Annotated in this window: 17 protein-coding genes; 6 read left to right on the plus strand and 11 right to left on the minus strand. The window is 59.4% G+C overall.

Annotated features, from left to right (window positions below; translation table 11 throughout):
- Nucleotides 1-44 precede the first annotated feature (44 nt).
- The 6 genes from pheS to infC all read right to left on the minus strand — a co-directional run bounded on the left by pheS (nt 45) and on the right by infC (nt 4,303).
- Nucleotides 45-1,100: a phenylalanine--tRNA ligase subunit alpha gene (gene pheS, locus ACWXWJ_RS06800; RefSeq protein WP_293791966.1), complete on the minus strand. Its 1,056-nt coding sequence runs from the start codon at nt 1,098-1,100 to the stop codon at nt 45-47.
- A gap of 175 nt (nt 1,101-1,275) precedes the next feature.
- Complete coding sequence (locus ACWXWJ_RS06805) at nt 1,276-2,091, minus strand: TrmH family RNA methyltransferase (RefSeq protein ID WP_473963937.1); 816 nt, start codon at nt 2,089-2,091, stop codon at nt 1,276-1,278.
- A gap of 19 nt (nt 2,092-2,110) precedes the next feature.
- Nucleotides 2,111-2,902: a hypothetical protein gene (locus ACWXWJ_RS06810; RefSeq protein ID WP_473963938.1), complete on the minus strand. Its 792-nt coding sequence runs from the start codon at nt 2,900-2,902 to the stop codon at nt 2,111-2,113.
- A gap of 156 nt (nt 2,903-3,058) precedes the next feature.
- On the minus strand, nt 3,059-3,442 hold the full coding sequence (gene rplT, locus ACWXWJ_RS06815) for a 50S ribosomal protein L20 (protein WP_011273437.1): 384 nt from the start codon (nt 3,440-3,442) through the stop codon (nt 3,059-3,061).
- A 112-nt stretch (nt 3,443-3,554) separates the two neighbouring features.
- Nucleotides 3,555-3,749: a 50S ribosomal protein L35 gene (gene rpmI / locus ACWXWJ_RS06820; RefSeq protein WP_269955193.1), complete on the minus strand. Its 195-nt coding sequence runs from the start codon at nt 3,747-3,749 to the stop codon at nt 3,555-3,557.
- Between the two features lie 32 nt (nt 3,750-3,781).
- Entirely contained in the window at nt 3,782-4,303 is a 522-nt protein-coding gene (gene infC / locus ACWXWJ_RS06825; protein ID WP_080716109.1) for a translation initiation factor IF-3, read from the minus strand.
- A gap of 407 nt (nt 4,304-4,710) precedes the next feature.
- Here infC and ACWXWJ_RS06830 point away from each other — a divergent pair, with 407 nt between their 5' ends.
- Nucleotides 4,711-7,098, plus strand: coding sequence for a DUF2339 domain-containing protein (locus ACWXWJ_RS06830; RefSeq protein ID WP_473963939.1), 2,388 nt, complete (start codon nt 4,711-4,713; stop codon nt 7,096-7,098).
- Here ACWXWJ_RS06830 and uvrA read toward each other — a convergent pair.
- The gene (gene uvrA / locus ACWXWJ_RS06835; protein ID WP_473963940.1) at nt 7,081-9,927 is read right to left on the minus strand and encodes an excinuclease ABC subunit UvrA; all 2,847 of its coding nucleotides are present in this window, start codon (nt 9,925-9,927) and stop codon (nt 7,081-7,083) included. The two genes, ACWXWJ_RS06830 and uvrA, sit on opposite strands and share 18 nt — an antisense overlap.
- A 74-nt stretch (nt 9,928-10,001) precedes the next feature.
- Between uvrA and ACWXWJ_RS06840 the strand changes: the two genes are divergently transcribed.
- From ACWXWJ_RS06840 to ACWXWJ_RS06850, 3 genes are all read left to right on the plus strand, one after another.
- Entirely contained in the window at nt 10,002-10,688 is a 687-nt protein-coding gene (locus tag ACWXWJ_RS06840; protein ID WP_473963941.1) for an MBL fold metallo-hydrolase, read from the plus strand.
- A gap of 118 nt (nt 10,689-10,806) precedes the next feature.
- Entirely contained in the window at nt 10,807-11,649 is an 843-nt protein-coding gene (locus ACWXWJ_RS06845; RefSeq protein ID WP_293791977.1) for a DoxX family protein, read from the plus strand.
- A 286-nt stretch (nt 11,650-11,935) separates the two neighbouring features.
- On the plus strand, nt 11,936-14,236 hold the full coding sequence (locus tag ACWXWJ_RS06850; protein WP_473963942.1) for a HelD family protein: 2,301 nt from the start codon (nt 11,936-11,938) through the stop codon (nt 14,234-14,236).
- 9 nt (nt 14,237-14,245) lie between these two features.
- Here ACWXWJ_RS06850 and ACWXWJ_RS06855 read toward each other — a convergent pair whose 3' ends face one another.
- Both ACWXWJ_RS06855 and uvrB read right to left on the minus strand, forming a co-directional pair.
- Complete coding sequence (locus ACWXWJ_RS06855; protein WP_293791982.1) at nt 14,246-14,680, minus strand: universal stress protein; 435 nt, start codon at nt 14,678-14,680, stop codon at nt 14,246-14,248.
- Between the two features lie 10 nt (nt 14,681-14,690).
- Entirely contained in the window at nt 14,691-16,820 is a 2,130-nt protein-coding gene (gene uvrB / locus ACWXWJ_RS06860; RefSeq protein WP_473963943.1) for an excinuclease ABC subunit UvrB, read from the minus strand.
- 85 nt (nt 16,821-16,905) lie between these two features.
- Between uvrB and ACWXWJ_RS06865 the strand changes: the two genes are divergently transcribed.
- Nucleotides 16,906-17,850 (plus strand): YdcF family protein, encoded by a 945-nt coding sequence (locus ACWXWJ_RS06865; protein WP_473963944.1) that lies wholly within the window; start codon nt 16,906-16,908, stop codon nt 17,848-17,850.
- Between the two features lie 3 nt (nt 17,851-17,853).
- Here ACWXWJ_RS06865 and coaE read toward each other — a convergent pair whose 3' ends face one another.
- Nucleotides 17,854-18,438 carry a dephospho-CoA kinase gene (gene coaE / locus ACWXWJ_RS06870; protein WP_293791987.1) on the minus strand — a complete coding sequence of 195 codons (585 nt, stop codon included), beginning with the start codon at nt 18,436-18,438 and terminating at the stop codon, nt 17,854-17,856.
- A gap of 16 nt (nt 18,439-18,454) precedes the next feature.
- Nucleotides 18,455-18,802: a hypothetical protein gene (locus ACWXWJ_RS06875; RefSeq protein ID WP_473963945.1), complete on the minus strand. Its 348-nt coding sequence runs from the start codon at nt 18,800-18,802 to the stop codon at nt 18,455-18,457.
- Between the two features lie 61 nt (nt 18,803-18,863).
- Here ACWXWJ_RS06875 and ACWXWJ_RS06880 point away from each other — a divergent pair, with 61 nt between their 5' ends.
- Entirely contained in the window at nt 18,864-20,117 is a 1,254-nt protein-coding gene (locus tag ACWXWJ_RS06880) for a DUF4185 domain-containing protein (protein WP_473963946.1), read from the plus strand.
- The last annotated feature ends 21 nt before the right edge of the window (nt 20,118-20,138 follow it).

Genomic DNA, 20,138 nt, shown 5'->3' on the forward strand with positions numbered 1-20,138 from the left:
CTTATTGGGGCTTTAAATGGGGTGCTCTGAAGAGTGAATATGGGTTAACCGCGGACGCCGAATGGCAGGGTGAAGCGGACGTCGCCCTCCACCATGTCACGCATGTCGGGCAGGCCGTTGCGGAACTGCAGGGTGCGCTCGATGCCCATGCCGAAGGCGAAGCCGGAGTACACTTCCGGGTCTACACCCGCAGCGATCAAGACGTTGGGGTTGACCATGCCGCAGCCACCCCACTCGATCCAGCCGGCGCCACCCTTCTTATCTGCAAACCACACATCGACCTCGGCGGAAGGCTCGGTGAATGGGAAGTAGTTTGGGCGGATGCGGGTCTTGGCTTCCTCTCCGAACAGAGTCTTAGCCAGGTGATCCAGCGTGCCCTTCAGGTGTGCCATCGTCAGACCCTTATCAACAGCCAGGCCTTCAACCTGGTGGAAGACTGGGGTGTGGGTGGCATCCAGCTCATCGGTACGGAATACGCGTCCCGGGCAAGCAATATAGATAGGAAGATCGCGGGACAGCATCGTACGCATCTGCACCGGAGAGGTATGAGTGCGCAAAACCTGGCCAGATCCCTCTGGGGCAATGTGGAAAGTATCCTGCAGCGTTCGCGCGGGGTGATCCGGAATGAAGTTCAGGGAGTCGAAGTTGAAGTACTCCGCCTCAACCTCCGGGCCATCCGCGATTTCCCAACCCATGCCGACGAAGATATCGGCGATTTGTTCGGACAGGATGGTGATTGGGTGCTGGGCGCCGCGCTGGCCACGTGTCGTCGGTTCGGTTACATCGATACGCTCGGCGCGCAGGACTTCCTCATTGCGCTTACGCTCGAGCTCTGCCTTAACTTGCCCGAAGCACTTTTCGACGCGACCACGTGCCATGTTGACCATGCGGCCAGCGTCCTTGCGCTGTTCCTTCGGCAGACTGCCCAGGCTTCGGCGGGCTGCGGGAATGGGGGCATCGTCGCCCAGGTGCTCGCGGCGAGCAGCCGCCAGCTCTTCCAGATTTGCAGCGTCGGTGAAAGCCTTCTCAGCTGCGTCGGCGGCAGCGTTAAGGCTCTGCTCCGAGAGCTCTACCTGGGGAGTGTCCGCGGAATCCGTCACTTGTGTGCGCTCCTCTGTCTACGTGCACGGCTTAACCTGGTCAATAATACCCGGCGAGGGCGACCTCGCACCTAGCCGGGGTTATTCGTCTTCCACCCAACCGCTGTACCGGACGCTGTGTCTAGTTAGGTCTAGATAGCTCTAGCTTGCTCTAGCTAGCTCGAGTTAGCTCGAGTTAACTTTGTGCTTGGGCTCGCGCCGACTCATACATGCAAATGGAAGCGGCGGTGGCCAGGTTCAAAGATTCCGCGCGTCCCCGGATGGGGATGGAAACCCGCAGGTCTGCTTCCGCCAGCAATTCCTCCCCGAGTCCGTGCGCTTCATTGCCGAACAGCCACGCAGTTGGTTTGGTGAGGATCTCCCCCGCTTCGTCCAGACTCACTTCCCCGTCGGCGGCAGTAGCAACGATCTGTAGCCCCTGTGCGCGCAACTGGCCAAGGACATCTTTCACATTCGTTGAACGCGCCACGGGGACATGAAACAGCGATCCCGCGGAGGCACGCGCAGCTTTGCACGACTGCGGATCAGCAGTCTCCCCGGCGAACACCACGGCATCCGCACCCATGGCATCGGCCACTCGGATGAGAGTTCCGGCATTGCCGGGGTCGTTCGTTTCCACGGGAACGCTCACCAACCTTGGCTGCGGCGTCAATGCCTTAGCGACAGACCACAAAACCGGCTTACACACGGCGAACAAACCCGTGGTCGTGGCGGTATCAGCCAAATGCTTGGCGGCCTTGTCGTTGATGTAGTGAACGTAGACATTGAGGTATCCGGCGGTACGAATGATCGGCTCGAAACGCTCGGCCGCCGCCATAGTCACAAACACATCCGTGGCGCTGCCGGTAGCAATGGCCGCCTCTACGCTATTTTCCCCTTCCACGAGGAAAACCCCCGCCTTCTTGCGCGCAGCCGCACGGTGAAGCTTGGCTGCGTTGACCACACGGGGGGTTCGTTCAGTAAAAATTTCCTGTGCATCCTGCGGGTTCATATCCCACAGCTTAGGGCACCTACTCCTCAAAGAGACGTTGGGTTGCCTCTTCCGTCGTGGTCACACCATTTTCTACATGGGTCTTGGTGACGGTTCCGCCTCGGCCCTCCTGACCCAACTCGATGAGATAGTGACCATCGACGCGGAGCTGACCGTCCTCAACGACCGCAGTCATGGGCTCCCCCTGGTTGCCCGGCACTCCGCCCATTTTCATGTCCAGGGATCCCAGCGGGAAGGTGGCCTTCGTGCGCCCCTCGTCAACCTCAGCCTTCTCGAGGTCTGCGGTGACCGACATACCACCCTTTCCAGCTGTAAAGCGCCATATTGCATCCAGCGTAAAGTTCAGCCCCGCCACGAATGCGCCACGGTCGTCCGTGTTCATTTCATCGACTCCCGCAAAGTAGTGACGCATGTTGTAGATCTTGTCGGCCGTTTCAAAGACCTGATCCTTTTCTTCATCACTCAATTCCGCGTAGTGCTCCACTGAATCGACTCGCTTCAGCAGGTTCTTCTCTTCGTCGGGCAGCTCGTCTATGGCCTGCACAAGGGAGGAATCCGTAGTGTTTTTCAGACAGTCATCGATAGCCTTCGCCGCTTGTTCGGCGAAGTCTTCCTTGGACATGTCCGCATAAGAAAGATCTTCGCCCGCGCCATTTTCGTTGGTAGCAGCTTCCCCTTCGTGCGCTTTCTCCGAGGCTTTCTCGACTGCCTGCTCGGCATCCTCGTTTGTGCTCATATTGCAGGCGGTAACGGATCCGGCGAGCGAAAGGGCCAGCAGTACTGCTGCAGATCGTCGTGTGTACGCATTCATTGTGGGGTTATCTCCTCAGGAAACACTGGCGAAACGAAGGGATAGCTTTTACCTCAATCTATCGGGAATCCGTCGGTCAAGAAGGCCCAAATGTGCAAAAGACCCCCACCCTGGAAAAACCAGGATGAGGGGTGAACTAAGCCTTCCGGCTAGCTTTTAGGATGCAGCCGGTGCGTTAACGTCCTCCGGCAGGGCAGCCTTAGCAGCCTCACACAGAGCGGTGAAAGCGTCGAAATCGTTGACGGCCAGCTCGGCCAGGTTCTTGCGGTCAACCTCGATCTCAGCCAGGCGCAGGCCCTGGATCAGACGGTTGTAGGTCATGCCGTTCTGGCGTGCGCCAGCGTTGATGCGCTGGATCCACAGCTTACGGAACTCGTTCTTGCGAGCCTTGCGGTCGCGGAACTCGTAAGTCTTGGAGTGGAGCATCTGCTCCTTTGCCTTGCGGTACAGACGAGAGCGCTGACCACGGTAGCCCTTAGCGGACTTCAGTACTTCGCGACGCTTCTTCTTGGCGTTCACTGAGCGCTTGACACGTGCCACGGTGATACTTCCTTTTCTTTAAATTGTGCACGCCTCACAAAAGCACTATCGGAAGTGCGGTTATTACTCGATGAGGCGGTGAGGTGAATAGGGGTGGAAAGGTGGGCTTTCGCTATGCCTTGCCCAGCAGACGCTTCATGCGCTTGACGTCAGCCGGAGCGACGTCCTCGGTACCCTTCAGGCGACGAGTGCGCTTGGAGGGCTTGCCCTCCAGCAGGTGGCGGCGGTTAGCCTGCTCGCGACGCAGCTTGCCAGAGCCGGTGATCTTGATGCGCTTTGCGGCGCCCTTGTGAGTCTTCTGCTTCATTGGTGAAAAACCTCTAACAACTAGTTCTGTTACTACTTCTTGCCCTTGCGGATCGGGCCCAGCACCATGGTCATGTTGCGACCATCCTGCTTCGCACGAGTCTCAACTACGCCGTACTCTTCGACGTCGTTGGCCAGGCGCTCCAGCAGGCGGAACCCGAGTTCCGGTCGAGACTGCTCACGCCCACGGAACATGATCGTGACCTTGACCTTCGAGCCCTTCTCCAGGAAACGAATAACGTTGCCCTTCTTGGTCTCGTAGTCGTGGTCGTCGATCTTCGGACGGAACTTCTGTTCCTTCACCACGGTCTGCTGCTGGTTCTTACGAGCTTCACGAGCCTTCTGGGCCTGCTCGTACTTGAACTTGCCGAAGTCCATGATCTTCGCCACGGGTGGCTTGGCGTTCGGTGCAACCTCTACAAGGTCGAGGTCAGCTTCATAGGCCAGCTTTCGCGCATCGTCTGTCTTGACGATACCGACCTGTTCGCCGCCTGGACCGACGAGTCGGACCTCAGGGACTCGAATACGGTCGTTGATGCGAGCTTCTGCGCTAATGTGAACTCCTCAGTAGCAGTTTGGTTAATGTCTTACCGACCCCTGCAGTACTGAAGATCCCCTGTGTTCCCCCACTATCACAACCACAGAAGCACCAGCGGGAACATATCCACGCTTCCATGCATTGCACTTCCGGATTTTCAGAACCCATCCGTGCCTGTGGCCACGACCCGAGCCCAACCTCTAAGGCGGTCTCTAGGTGGGAGAAGGAACCTCCACTTGCAGCCCGTTTCCAATTCCTTGGAGCAATGCGTTTCAAACAAACTGCCTGAAACAAAATGTCCCAAATGAACGGAACGAGACGGTAGTACCTGGAAGTATAACAAGTAACCAATAGAACACAAAACGCCCTGTCCGTTCCGATCTCTAGGAGCGGGAGCTGGCCAAAGAAAAGCGACCTTTAAGACATGAATGATTTTAAAAACAATCAGGATAGCAGGCACTCTAACGGGTCTAGTTCCGACAATAACCCATCCGATCTGGTGCAGCGCATCGAGGATGTTGCGCAAACGCATGCGAAGGTCCAGGCACAGCTGTTCGCTCTTCTGCGCGAGGTTGCTGTTAATCAGCAGAAGCTAGCGACGCCACAAGCCGCTGCCGCCCCACAACCCAAACATGCCACGCAAGTTCCCTCTCCGCAGGCACGGCTCTCCTCCCCGGTACAGCCTCAACGCACACAGCCACCACAGAACACGCAACCGCCACAACGGATCCAACCACCGCAGCGAACACAGCCACGCCAGCAGGTGCAGCCACCACGACCTATGCCGACGCAGCCGCCCCGCCCGACACGTCCGGTGGCGGCAACCCCATCAATGCAATCTCCCCGGCCACAGCAGGGACCTCCTCAGCAGAGCAAGCCGGAGCGTCAGCAACCTCAACGAGGGCAAGCTCAACCGCAGGGGCAACAACCGCAGAGACAACAACCGCACCCTCAACCACGTCCCGCTCCCCAACCGGTTGCTGTCAATAGGCTAAAGCAGTGGTGGGAAAAGGAGGATCTGGTTACTCGCCTGCTAGCGATTATCGGCGGTTCGATCACCGTCGTGGGTCTTACCTTCCTGGCTCTGCTGGCCTATGCTTCTGGCGTTCTAAGCCCAGAAGCCGCCGTCGTCCTCGCTGCTGTCCTCTGTGGAGGCCTGGCACTTGCTTCTACCATGATCCACCGGCGACAGCCGGACGGAGTCGGCGCATCGGCACTGCTTGTCGTTGCCACGCTGGGTGGCTTAGCTGATCTGTGGGTTTCGGTGTTCCAATTGAATTGGTTCGGTGAAGCGCTCGGCAGTGTCCTGACAGTGGTCATATGCGCAGCTGCCTTGGGGCTTGCGTATACGTGGAAGAAGGAGGTTCTGGCGGTCATCATCACCGCCTTTGCCCCACTTTTCATCGTTCCAATAGCCGCTGGCTTCCTTTCGATGTTCCCCGCCGACCAAATGACACAGCGGGAGATCCACAATGGCTACTTCGCGGGTAGCCTCTTGGCTGCCGCTATCTGCGGCTTTGCTGCTCGCTGGGGACGGCCATGGTTCAAGCTACAAATCACCGCGACGATCACATACATGGCCGCGCTGTTCATGAGTGCCCCATTCGTCCTCACAACGTTCCTGCTTGGCGTGGTTGGATTCACCCTGATTGCGATCATCAGCTTCGTACCACCGTGGGCTACGCGCCAGCTTCACATCAGTAGTGTCCTTGCCGTCGTAGTGGTTCCTGTCCTTATCCTTAGCAGCCACGATTCCTGGGGAAGCATTGCTTTTATCTCGGTGGTAACTCTTTTTGCCTACGTCATCGCGCACTTCAACGGAGCCATTTACAAAGTCGACTCCCATTACACGGCAAACGCTCCACTGCCTCCGACCGTGGCTACGTCCTTCCTGTTTTCGATCGCCGCGGGAACGCTGCCGATCGTCTTTCTCATCAGATTCTTCCGTTGGCAAAAACTCTCCGCGCTCAGCCGAGAAGACCTCGGTGGCGTCCAGATTATGAGCTACTCGACCGTAGCAATCGCCGTAGCCTTGCTGCTGTACTCCGCTGCAATTGTATGGGGACTGCCGCGGATACATAAGGCCGTGGCCTGGATCTCATTGGTCTGCTCGTTCTTGGTGGTGTTCACCTATGCCCCGCAAAGCTGGGTTGAGGCAGACAACATGCGCATCCCGGACTCCGCGATCGTGCTCGTCACCAGCCTGGCGCTTTCCGTGGCCTTGGCTTACCGGCATAAGTACCTCTTGGATTCGGGTCTACAGGGCATTGCCGGTCGGGAAGCCCCCGGTGCGACGGTCAATCCCGAATTGATTCTTATGTGTATCGGCGGAGTCACACTCATTTTGGCTTCGTCGGCGATTCCCGCGGTTGCAATGGCCATCTCGGCGACAAAGCTGTCGTTCATGATCGCCCATGTTTTCATCTCCGTCAGCTGGATGTTGGGTGCGGTATATCTGCTGTACCGCAACAACTCGAAGCTGGGATTAATCCTGGCAATCATCGCCACCGGGAAGCTCGTGTTCTATGACCTCTCCGTTCTGGGTGGATTGGTGCAGGCGCTGGCATTCCTGATCTGCGGCATGGTGCTGCTCATTGCGGCGGTTACGCGCGAAAAGCCGAACAAGAGCAATGGCATTACAAACATCCAAACGAATGCTCAGGTGCCCGCTACGCATATGGAGCCCGCGGCACCGACGGGTTCCCCTGTTCCGCCCCATGCTCAGCAGCCCCAACAGCCACAGCGTCCGGCACAGCCACAGCGTCCGGCACAGCCTCAGCAGCCAAGCCCTGGATCAGAGCATCGGCCGTAGATAACGGCCTGTATGGGAGGCCTCCACCGTTGCAACCTGCTCCGGGGTTCCCTCGGCAACCACCGTGCCGCCACCGGAGCCACCTTCCGGCCCCATGTCCACAATCCAGTCGGCTGCCTTAATTACATCAAGGTTGTGTTCAATGATGAGCACGCTGTTGCCCTTGTCCACCAGCCCCTGGATTACCAGCATGAGCTTTCGGATGTCCTCGAAATGCAGGCCGGTCGTCGGCTCGTCCAAGATGTACACAGTGCGCCCATTGGAACGCTTCTGCAGCTCCGCGGCCAGCTTCACGCGCTGTGCCTCACCGCCAGACAAGGTGGTTGCTGCCTGCCCCAGGCGCACATACCCCAGTCCAACATCCACCAGCGTGTTCAGGTAGCGCGAAATGGAAGTCACAGGTTCAAAGAACTCCGCAGCCTCAGAGATCGGCATGTCCAGAACTTCTGCAATGGACTTTCCCTTGTAGTGCACTTCTAGGGTTTCACGGTTGTAGCGCGCACCATTGCACACCTCGCAGGGGACATACACGTCGGGCAAGAAGTTCATCTCAATCTTCAACGTGCCATCGCCATGGCAGGCCTCACAGCGTCCACCCTTCACGTTGAAGGAGAATCGTCCCGGGCCATAACCGCGGACCTTTGCCTCAGTCGTCTCGGCGAACAATTTGCGTATCTTGTCGAAAACGCCCGTGTAGGTGGCCGGGTTGGATCGCGGAGTGCGGCCAATCGGACTCTGGTCCACCTGCACTAGCTTGTCCAAGTGCTCCGTGCCCGTGATCTTCTTATGGTGCCCGGGCACCTGGCGTGCCTTGTTCAGGGTATTGCTCAGCGACTTAGCCAAAATTCCATTAATCAGCGACGACTTACCCGACCCAGACACTCCCGTCACGACTGTCAGCACACCCAATGGCAGGGTGACATCCACGTTCTGCAGGTTGTTCTCCTGCGCCCCGTGTACCTGCAACACACGACCCTTATCTATCTCACGTCGCTTTTCCGGCACCGCGAGGATTCGCTCGCCGGAGAGGTACTGGCCGGTTAGAGACTTCTTTTCTTTAAGGATTCCCTCCGGCTCACCCTGGTAAACAATCTCGCCGCCGTACTCGCCAGCTCGCGGACCAATATCCACCAGCCAGTCGGCGGTGCGGATCGTATCCTCATCGTGCTCCACCACGATCAAGGTGTTCCCCAGATCCCGCAGATGCTGCAGAGTACGGATCAGACGTTCATTGTCGCGCTGGTGCAAGCCAATCGATGGCTCATCCAGCACGTACAGCACACCCGCCAAGCCCGAACCAATCTGTGTCGCCAAACGGATACGCTGCGCCTCGCCACCAGACAGTGTGCCCGCAGAGCGGGACATCGACAGGTAGTTCAATCCGACGTCCAAAAGAAACTTCAGGCGCGCCTGGATCTCCCGTAGAACCGCCCCGGCGATCATCTCCTCGCGCTTGGTGAGAGACAGGTTGTCCAGGAAACTACTGGCGTCGGCAATAGAAAGATCAGACACCTCGGCGATGGATAGTTCCCGATCCCCCGCAGCGATGGTTACGGCAAGGACCTCCGGCTTCAAGCGAGTGCCCTTACATGTCGGGCATGCGACCTCGCGCATGTAGCTGCGGTAGCGTTCCTTCGACCAGTCGGAATCGGTCTGGTCGAGCTTGCGCTTAAGGAAAGGCATCACGCCTTCGAAAGGTGCGTTGTAGTTGCGGGAGCGGCCGTAACGGTTGCGATAGCTCACCTTGATCTGAGTCTTGTGGCCATTCAGGAGGGCCTTGCGGTGGGCCGCCGAAAGCTCACTCCACGGTGACTTAGGATCAAAGCCCATCGCCTCGCCCAGCGCAGTCACAAGTTTGGTGAAGTACTTACTGTTCGGGCTCGAAGCCCACGGTGCAATCGCGTTAATGACCGGCGCATCCTCGTCCGGAATCACCAGCTTCTCGTCAACCTCCAGGCGCGTGCCCAAGCCGTCGCAGGCCGGGCAGGCACCGTAGGGAGAGTTGAACGAGAACGTGCGCGGTTCGAGCTCTTCCAGCTGCACCGCATGGCCGTTGGGGCACGCCATCTTCTCGGAAAAGCGTCGCACGCGGTTCGGGTCGTCCTCTGGCAGGCCGACGAACTCGAGTGCCACAATGCCGTCGGCCAGCTTCAGCGCAGTTTCGATCGAGTCGGTCAGACGCTGCTTCTGGGAATCCTTAACCTGCAGACGGTCAACCACCACGTCGATGTCGTGCTTTACCTGCTTCTCCAGAGTCGGGGGATCCGACAGCTGGTACACGGCGCCGTCGACGCGCACGCGGGAGTAGCCCTGTGCGGAAAGATTTTCGAAAAGGTCCACGAACTCGCCCTTGCGGGTACGCACCACGGGCGCAAGTACCTGGAATTTCAGCCCCTGTTCCATCGCGAGGATCTGATCCACGATCTCTTGGGGAGTTTGGCGCTGGATCACCTCGCCGCACTCCGGACAGTGCGGGGTACCAGTGCGGGCATAAAGCAGTCGCAGGTAGTCGAAGATTTCCGTCACCGTGCCCACTGTCGAACGCGGGTTGCGGTTTGTGGACTTTTGGTCGATGGACACTGCTGGAGACAGCCCCTCGATGAGTTCAACATCGGGCTTGTCCATCCGCCCCAGGAACATGCGCGCATAGGAGCTCAAAGATTCGACGTATCGGCGCTGGCCTTCTGCGAAGATCGTGTCGAAGGCCAGGGAGGATTTGCCCGATCCAGATAGCCCTGTGAACACGATCATCTTGTCGCGTGGCAGGTCGATATCCACGCCCTTGAGGTTGTGTTCGCTAGCACCACGGACAATCAGCTGATCGGCCACTATTCACTCCTTGCTTCTTTGTCCAACAACCCTGCTAGTCTACGCCATCGGCCAGACAACGTTAGTCTGGTGATATGCAGAAGGTCACTGAGTTTAGCCATCTTTCCGCACCGCGCGACGTGCAGGTTTTAAGTACTGACGCCCATACGTACGCAGTGACGACCGTGGGCTCTATGGACAACAATTGTTGGTTGCTGTGCCGGGACGGCGAGGCGCTGCTGGTGGATGCCGCCGATGATGCAGAACACCTGCTGGGCCTGGCCGAACGGCTGGGTGTGCGCATCACCGATGTGCTCACTACTCACCAGCATGCAGACCACACTCGCGCGCTGGCAGACATCCTAAAGGCGACAGGCGCCCGCCACCACGGGCCGCGCCTGGATGCCGAGGCGCTGCCCGTGGCGCCGGATCGGGTGTACGGAAACGACGAAGGTTCCCGGGAACCACTGGACCTGGCTGGTGCACAGCTGCCGGAGCTCGGCTTGCAGGTAGTCGAGCTCCGGGGCCACACCCCGGGCGGCTTGGCAGTGCTGGATTTGGCCGACGGGCGCGTGCCACGAGCGTGGGTGGGTGACAGTGTTTTCCCCGGTGGCGTCGGAAAAACAAACAATCCCGAGCAATTCCAGCAGCTCCTGGGCGACGTTCGCGACAGGATCTTCAGCCTCCCGGAGGACACTCGCATTCACCCTGGTCACGGCGACTCCACTACCGTCGGAGCAGAAAAGGGCAAACTTGCGGAATGGGCTGCACGGGGTTGGTAGCAAGCGGTGTACTTCCACTCGGGACGTGGTCACTTCCGGTAACCTGGATGAGTGATCGAGCACGACTAAAAATAGTCAAGGGTCGTGCCACCAACGATTGAGGAGTGTGTAGACCCAAATGTTCCGTACCCTTGCCCGCCCTTTGCTGGCATCCGCCTTTGCCGTCGACGGTGCTCAGATGCTGCTGAACAGCAACGAGTACGCCGAGGACGCAAAGGCCATTAACGGCACCCTGCGTTCCGTTCTGCCGCAGGATAAGGCCGGCCTGATTCCAGACGATGCAGAATCCACCGTTCGCATCGTTGGCACCACCAAGGTTGTAGCTTCTGCCCTGCTGGCAACGGGTAAGGCTCCGCGCCTGGCCGCCGCCACCCTGGCTGCGGTACAGATCCCGACGGCTCTGTCCCGCCACGCATTTTGGAACGCCACCAATGGTGCAGAGCGCAAGGAAGAGATCCGTGGCCTGGTTACCGACCTGGCTCTGCTGGGAGGCCTCGTCATCACTTCCGCAGACACCGCTGGAAAGCCGGGTCTGAAGTGGCGCGCACAGCAGGCAATGCCGGGTAAGTCCGAGCAGCAGAAGATGCTGGAGAACGCTCAGACCCAGTCCAAGGCTTTTGCCGCTAACGCTTCCGACCAGGCACAGGGCTTCTTTGCCAAGACGAAGGAGGTTGCCGGTCAGGTGCAGGAGAAGGTTGCCGACTATGTAGACGAGCACCAGGACGAGTGGAAGGAAACCGCCGAGAACCTGCGCGAGCGCGCAGCTGACTTCGGCGACCAGGCTTCCGATTACGCACAGACCGCAGCTGCCAAGGCGCAGGGCGCGTGGGATGACTTCGACTCTGAGGCCCTGAAGAAGGATCTTCAGAAGGCTACTAAGAAGTCGCGCAAGCGTGCGCAGAAGGCACAGAAGCAGGCTCAGAAGCGCGCCAAGAAGGCACAAAAGCGCCTGCAGAAGTAGCCCTTTTCTCCCCTCCTGCCGGTCTGGGTAGTGGGGAAAGAAAAAGAACCCCTGCCCAGGGGTTCTTTTTTTATGCTTGTTTCCCAGGATTCTGGCTGGGCTTCTGGCCGTGGCGCTTCTAGCGTGGACCGAAGTTCTGCATCAGGAAGTTGGCGATAATGCCGAGCGCTGCACGAGCTCCCATCACGAACAACAGGCAAAAGAGTATGATTGCTTGCTCTACCCCTTTAGACGCCTGCAACACACGCAGACTTCCGACTTAGACAGAAGGGAACCAGCAACCACCTTGGCGCCCAATAACGACATCGCCGCCGAGCAGAGCTACCTCGACGATCTCCTCTCCCGGGTAGATAACGCCCGCCAGAGATTGGAACAACGCCTCAAGGCCGTCCGCCTTGAAGCCGATATCGACGACCCGCAGGGACTCATGGTTCGCGACCGCGAGGCAAGGGACATTGCCCAACGCCTCGATTCCTATTCCGCTGCAGAAGTTGGTCTGATGTTCGGACGTATCGACGTCGAAGACCCGGAGGCGGAAAATCCCGCGCCTGGAAACGAAAAGCTGGATCGCCGCTATATCGGGCGCATCGGGTTGCACGATGACGACGAGCAGATGCGTACCCTCCTTATGGACTGGCGTGCTCCCCTAGCTCGCCCCTTCTACCTGGCCACCACCCTGCACCCCGACGGGGTACATACGCGACGACATATCACCACTCGTGGCCGCACAGTACGCAGCGTGGCAGACGAACAGCTTTCCAATACGCAAAACCCCGCTGATTCTGCGGGGGCGGGAGCGCGAGGTGGCGTCGCCAAAGAAGAGGCGCTGCTCGACGCAGTCAACAGAGCGCGCACCCCATATATGCAGGACATCGTCGAGACGATCGCGGCGGAGCAGGATAAGATCATCCGCGCAGAACACCGCGGAGTAACCGTCGTGCAAGGCGCACCGGGCACCGGAAAGACGGCCGTCGCACTGCACCGCGCGGCATACCTGCTGTACACATGGCGTGAGCAACTAAGCAACACTGGCGTGCTGATCATCGGGCCAAACGACCGCTTCCTTTCCTATATCTCGCAGGTGCTTCCGTCTTTGGGCGAAACCGGCGTGGTGCTCGCGACCCCTGGCACCCTTCTGCCGAACCTAAAAACCGTGCCAGAGACGAACCTGCAGGCGCGCGAAGTGAAAGGCTCGGGGGAAATGCTGACGATCCTTTCCGACGCCATCAAGGCGTATCAAACCGTGCCGGACACCGACATCGAGCTCAGCATCGACGGACTCAACGTGCAGCTGACACCAAAGATGGTGCGCTCAGCCCGCACTCGTGCTCGCCGCAGCCGGAAGCCACACAACCACGCGCGGGCGGCCTTCCTAGACCATGGGCTCAACACCCTGGCGGAGGCTTTGGGAGAAAACATTGGTGCCGACCCGCTTGGTGGCGCGAACCTGCTGGGTAAGGGGGACATTGCCACCCTGCGTGAGGAGCTCGGCGCAGACCCTGCGATCGTGGACGCGCTGGGGCAATTCTGGCCTGAACTGCACCCCACCGAGGTCTTAGAGCGGCTCTATGCAAACCCTGCCGCCATCGCCGTCGACTACGACGAGGACACTTGGCGCGGTCTTTCCGCCCATCCCAGCGGTGAATGGACTGACGCCGACGCGCCACTCATTGACGAACTCATCGACTTGCTTGGCTATGTCTCCGACGAGGAGTCCGCGGCCGAGGAACGTGAACAATGGCTGGAGAAGATCGCGGAGGCGCAGGAGGCTCTCGATATCCTTACCGGCTCGGCTAGCCAAGACCTCGACGATGGCTTCGCGCCCGAGGTGCTGATGGCCTACGACGTCATCGACGCGGAAACGCTCGCCGCCCGTCAGCGGGTACGCGATCAGCGCACTACTGCCGAACGTGCTGCAGCTGATAGTCGTTGGGCCTTCGGGCATGTGATCGTGGACGAAGCCCAGGAGCTAAGCCACATGGCCTGGAGGATGGTTTTCCGCCGCTCGCCGAACAAGTGGATGACGTTGGTCGGTGACCCAGCGCAGACGGGCAACCCCGGTGGGGTGGATAGCTGGTCGGAGGCGCTCTCGCCCTTCGTGGCTGACCGTTGGCAACTGCACCAGTTGACGGTGAACTATCGGACACCGAAAGACATTGCGGATCTTGCCGCACCTCTGTTGCAGCAGATCGATCCCGCTCAACCTGCGCCCGTAGCGCTGCGAGAGTCCGGCACGGGCGTGCGCTATGTAGTTCCCACGGATGAGATGCCACTGTCGGAAGGAGTGCGGGAGGCCATCGCGCAAGCCCGTGAACTGACAGGCGAAGAGGGACTGATCGGTGTCATTGCCGCGGCCCCGGACGCCTTGCGGTCGGCGATAGCCGAGCTGTTAGAGGCCACCGGCGCGGAAGTGGTGCTGGTCGATACGGCATCTGCGAAAGGGCTGGAATTCGACGAGGTTGTGCTGGTCGAGCCGGCAGACATTGTGGAGGCTTCCCCCCAAGGGCTCAACGATCTCTACGTAGCAATGACCCGTGCCACTCAGGGGCTTACAGTCGTGCACACGCGCCCGTTGCCGTGGTGCTAGATTAAAGTCCTAGTCTTTCATCCCTACGGTGTGAACGATCATCACGTCGCATTCCGCCTGGCGCGCAGCGTCGGCAGGCACACTTCCCAGTAGTCGGCCTGTCAGGGAATTGATCCCACGGTTTCCGACCACGAGCAGATCCGCTCCCTCGCTCTTCACGATGCTCATCAAAGCCTCGACGGGGTCGCCTTCCTTCAGCACCGCACGGATCTTTGCCGCCCCTGCGTCCTCAGCTTCTTTTCGTGCGGACGCCAACACCTCAGACGCAGACATTTCACCTTCCACAGCGGTGGTCTGCTTTGCCGCGGTATCCGCATGCTCCCCCACATACGCGCTGGCCAGAACAAGCTCTGCATTCATTGCTGCGGCCACGCCTGCGGCACGTCGCACTGCTAGAAAAGAAGATTCTGACCCATCGGTTCCGACCACGACTGTGTTGTACATAACCCCAATCTTACAACCCAGCGTCGATCATGCCCCGTAGTTCCTTTTTTAGGTCCGCGATTTCATCGCGGAGGCGGCCGGCGAGCTCGAACTTCAGCTCCTTGGCCGCCGATTTCATCTGTTCGGTCATCTCTTGGATGAGCTTTTCTAGCTGTGGACGTGCCATTGGCTCATCGGTGGAGCCGCGTACCAGCGCCCAATCTGCTTCGGGCGATTCGCCCTTGCCACCGGAGGTGGTATCGGCGTCATTTCCTGCTTCTGCCTCAAGCTCCGCAACCTGATCCAAGATATCGGCGATCTTCTTGCGCAAGGGCTGCGGGTCAATTCCGTGCTCCTTGTTGTAGGCGATCTGCTTGGCACGGCGGCGCTCCGTTTCGTCGATGGCGTACTGCATAGAGTCGGTGACCTTGTCCGCGTACATGATGACTTCGCCCGAGACGTTGCGGGCTGCACGACCGATGGTCTGGATCAGGGATCGTTCGGATCGCAAGAAGCCCTCCTTGTCCGCATCCAAAATAGCGACCAGCGATACTTCTGGCAGGTCAAGGCCCTCACGCAGCAGGTTGATACCGACCAGTACATCGAATTCGCCGAGGCGTAGTTGGCGCAGCAGCTCCACGCGCTTGAGCGTGTCGATATCTGAGTGCATGTAGCGCACCTTTACACCATGTTCCAACAGGTAGTCGGTGAGATCCTCTGCCATGCGCTTGGTCAGGGTGGTCACCAGCACGCGCTCGTTCTTCTCGGTTCGCTGACGGATCTGCTCAATCAGATCGTCGATCTGGCCTTCGGTTGGACGCACCTCTACCTTCGGATCCACGAGGCCAGTCGGGCGAATGACCTGCTCCACATATTCGCCTTGGGCGGCGGCAATCTCGTAATCGCCGGGGGTCGCGGACATATAGACGCACTGGCCTTTACGATCGTCGAACTCTTCCCATGTCAATGGCCTGTTATCCAGGGCACTAGGAAGGCGGAATCCGTGCTCCACCAGGTTGCGTTTGCGGGACATGTCGCCTTCGAACATGCCGCCGATCTGTGGGACGGTCACGTGTGACTCGTCGATAATCGTGAGGAAGTCCTCCGGGAAGTAGTCGATTAGCGTAGCGGGCGCAGACCCTGCCGCACGTCCGTCAATATGGCGGGAGTAGTTCTCGATGCCGCTGGTAAAGCCCACCTGTTGGATCATTTCCAGGTCGTACTCGGTGCGCATGCGGAGGCGCTGAGCCTCCAACAACTTGCCGCGGTTTTCCAATTCCTCCAGCCGCTGCGCCAGCTCCTCCTTAATCGCCTGCATAGCCTTTTCCATGCGTTCCGGACCCGCCACATAGTGGGTGGCTGGGAAGATGCGCAGTTCGTCAACCTGGCGAATCACGTCTCCCGTCAAGGGATGGATGTAGTACAGCGCATCAATGTCATCTCCGAAAAACTCCACACGAACTGCCAGTTCCTCGTAGGCGGGGATGATGTCTACCGTGTCGCCCTTGACGCGGAATGTGCCGCGGGTAAAGGCGACGTCGTTGCGGGAGTATTGGATATCCACCAGCAGGCGCAGGAACCGATCGCGTTCGACCTCCTCGTCGACCTTCAAGACCACCGAGCGGTCGAGGTACGACTGTGGGGTTCCCAGGCCGTAGATGCAGGAAACGGACGAGACCACCACCACATCCCGGCGCGATAGCAGCGCAGAGGTCGCGGAGTGACGGAGCCGCTCCACGTCTTCGTTAATGGAGGAATCCTTTTCGATGTACGTATCCGTCTGCGCGATATACGCCTCTGGTTGGTAGTAGTCGTAGTAGGAAACGAAGTATTCCACTGCATTGTTTGGCAAGAGGCTCCGCAGTTCGTTAGCCAACTGTGCCGCCAATGTCTTGTTTGGCGCCATCACTAGGGTGGGGCGCTGTTCCTTCTCAATCAGCCACGCCGCGGTCGCGGACTTACCGGTACCGGTGGCGCCCATCAGCACCACGTCGCGCTCGCCTCTGTTTAACCGCTGGTGCAGTTCCTCGATAGCCTTCGGCTGATCGCCAGCGGGTTGATAGTCGCTGATGACTTCGAACTCCGCATTCGATCGCTCGACCTCCCCTACGGGACGAAACTCGGAGTACGACAATTCGGGACGTTCTGCTGCAAAGGCCATGCGCACCAGTCTACTTACCGCCCCGGACACCGCCTGCCGTGCTGTTACCCAGCGCTTTTGCTATGGCCGTTCTAAGGTTAATCACATGAAGCTCTTCTCCCGCGGTCGTGCCGCTATCGCCCCTGTCATCGCCCTTTCGCTCTTGGTTACTCCCTCTGCCGTTGCCGCGCCAGCGCCGGCTATGCCCGCCGTTCCACCGATCGTTGCCGGTCCCGCGCCGATCGGCCCCAACACCGTGGTTATTCCCGGCGAACTGTTGCCGGTCGGCCCCAGCGGGGCTCGCACTGCCCGCACTGTTGATGACGCCTACTCCGCAGCTGCCATAGCCGCTCAGTACATGAACAAGGATCCTCGCCCGGCGCTTGCTAGACTCTCCCCAGCTCGACGTACCGAGATCAAGCACATCCTGAAGGTGTTGGAAGCTCCCGTCCAAAAGCCTGGAGAGTCCACCAGTCCGCGCGCAACCGTGGTTGTCCTCGGTAATGGTCTGAACCCGGACGGTTCTGTACACCCGAACCTACAGCGCCGCCTGGAGGTAGCCCGGGACTACGCCCTAAAGCACCCCGCTAGCCCTATCATCACCTCGGGTGGAAAGACCGAACATGGCCACGTAGAGGCCCAAGCGATGAAGAATTGGCTAGTCAAGGCTGGCATTTCCCCACAGCGCATTCATGTGGAAGGCAACTCCTGGTCCACCATCAGCAACGCATGGCACAGCGCGAAGGTGTTCGCTCGCATGAACAAGCATGCCACCAGCGCTCCCCGCAGTACGGCGTTGCCTCGCCAGCTGGTCATCGCGACCACCGATAGCCACCTGCACCGAGGTGTAAGTGACTACCGCATCGCCTTCGGCCCCCGTACCACCGTTTATGGCCTGGCTTCGAAGTCCGACCCGGTGCAGCAGCGGAACCTAGCCAAGGAACGCATGTCCCGCTACCGCGACGCGGTGGGATTGTATATCTTCCCGGAGACAGTCGTAGCCGACGGCCTTCCGCCGATCTTCGGAGCTGGTATCCCCCGCTTCTGGTAGGTTTTACAGCCCGTCCCAGAAGCCATCGACCTGAGTCAGCAGGTCTTCCAAACTGCCGGAGTTGTCCAACACCGTATCTGCAGCACTTAGGCGAGTCTCCCGATCGATCTGGGCGGCGATGCGGCGCCGGGCGTCGTCCTCATCCAGGCCGCGGTGCTGAACGAGGCGTTCGATGCGCAGCTCATCGGGAGCATCCACCACCAGTACATGATCGACCTTATTCACCTCGCCATTCTCAATGAGCAAGGGCATGTCGTAGACCAGTACTTCCGCACCCGATTCCCTGCCCTGTTTGAATAGCTCCTCCGTGCGCGCACGAATACGCGGATGGGTGATCGCGTTGAGCTTCTTTGTGGCTTCCGGGGTAGCAAAAGCCTGGCGAGCCAACTCAGCACGGTTCAGCGTTCCATCGGGGTTTAACACCCCATCAAAGGCCTCCGCCAGCTCAGCCAAAGCTGGCTGACCTGGTTCGACGATCTCGCGCGCCACCAGGTCGGCGTCAACAATAAAAGCACCGAGCTCCGCCAACCGCGACGAGACGGTTGACTTGCCCGATCCGATTCCACCAGTTAGCCCAATTGTGATCATGAGGCCATGCTAGCGGCTACAGGGAACCGGAAATGGTGTTCCCGGCCAAACGGCACTGGTAGTAGCTGGCGGCGAGGTTGCCGAAATCGACGCGCAAAGCATTGGCCTTGTAGATATCCTGCTCCGCGACGGCGGCATCCCACTTCTTACGCACCTCATCGATCTGCTGATTCAGGTTCTGGCATGCCTTCGGCACTCGCGAGGAGCTGCCGGAGCTGCCCGTCGCAGGCACCTCGACGGTGGGAAGCGGCTGGAGGGTCTCAGGTGCAGTGCCAGAGTCCGCAGCACCAGCGAGTCCCGCTGCAGTGGAAAGGGATAGGCAGGTAGCGGCGACAATGGAAGCGATGCGAGAGGTTTTTGCCATATGGGTGAATATAGCGAAGCTCCCCAGGCGGTGCAGCACAACATGTGTAAACATTAGCTTCATGAAGAACACATTCAGCGCCCGTCGCTCCCTCGCAGCTACCCTCTCCACCGGCACAATCCTCGCCACCGCATCCGTGGTGACCGCCCTTTCCACAGGTCACGCCGCCGCAGACCCGTGCTGGACCTACACCCCCACCATGAGCGATGGCCTGGCAACTAGCAGCACCGGTTCCCTGGCAGGCAGCCTGGGTCAACCGCAATGGCTCACCGGTAAGCCTGAAGGAATGCCCACGGTCACCGGCAACACCGAGGCACTGCATATGCTCACGGGGCGCTTTGGGCCAGATCGCACCGACAAGACCGGGCTTAGCTCCACCGACCTGGGCATCATGTGGGATTCCGGAGACGGGCGCGTGCTCGCCGCCTTCGGCGACTCCTTCCGCTGCGGGCCTGGTAACAATGGCTGGCACTCCAATGCGCTGTACGAAACGGACGACATGGACCCCTCTAACGGGATCTACCTGACCGGCCCTGCCACTGGAAGTCACTCCGAGGAGTTCCTCCCCGCATCGCTGAAGATCGACGGGGTGGAGAAAACCATTATTCCTACCGCCGGCATTGAGGTTAATGGTGCACAGTATGTGGACTTCATGTCCGTCCGCGACTGGGGTCGCCCAGGACAGTGGCGCACCAACTACGCTGCGACCGCGAAGTCCACTGATGGCGGCAAGACTTTCTCTGTAGTCCGCGATTCCTACCGCAGTAGTTCCGTGGCCTCTGGGGATAGCCGCTTGCCAGACTTCCCCGCTCACTCCCCCGGCGCCGATAACTTCCAGATGACGGCCTTTGCTAAGCCTCCTCAAGGCACGGCTGCCGAGGGCGGCTATGTCTACGTCTATGGAACGCCTTCGGGACGCTCCGGCCAGGCTCGGTTGGCGCGCATCAGCGAAGCGGACTTCCCCAACTTCAGCTCTGCAGAATTCTGGGATGGCCAAGGATGGACCACGCGAATGGACGCGGCGAAAACTGTGCTGGACGGGCGAGTTTCCGAACTATCGGTGCAGTACAACAAGCACCTCGGCAAGTGGTTGGCCCTGTACGAAACCACCCAGGGCATGGTACTGCGGCAGGCCGATAAACCAGAAGGACCCTGGAGCAGCGAGAAAACACTGATCTCCAGGGCCCAGGTGCCGGATATCTATGGCGGTTTCATGTACCCGCACCAGACTGACGGGAACCTGTACTGGGTAGCCACGTCGTGGAATAGCTACAACGCGGTGGTGTACAAGACCGATCTGGCGAAGGTCTTCTAGCGCCGCGAGAGCGCTAGGGCA

Source organism: Corynebacterium sp. p3-SID1761 (assembly GCF_055862885.1).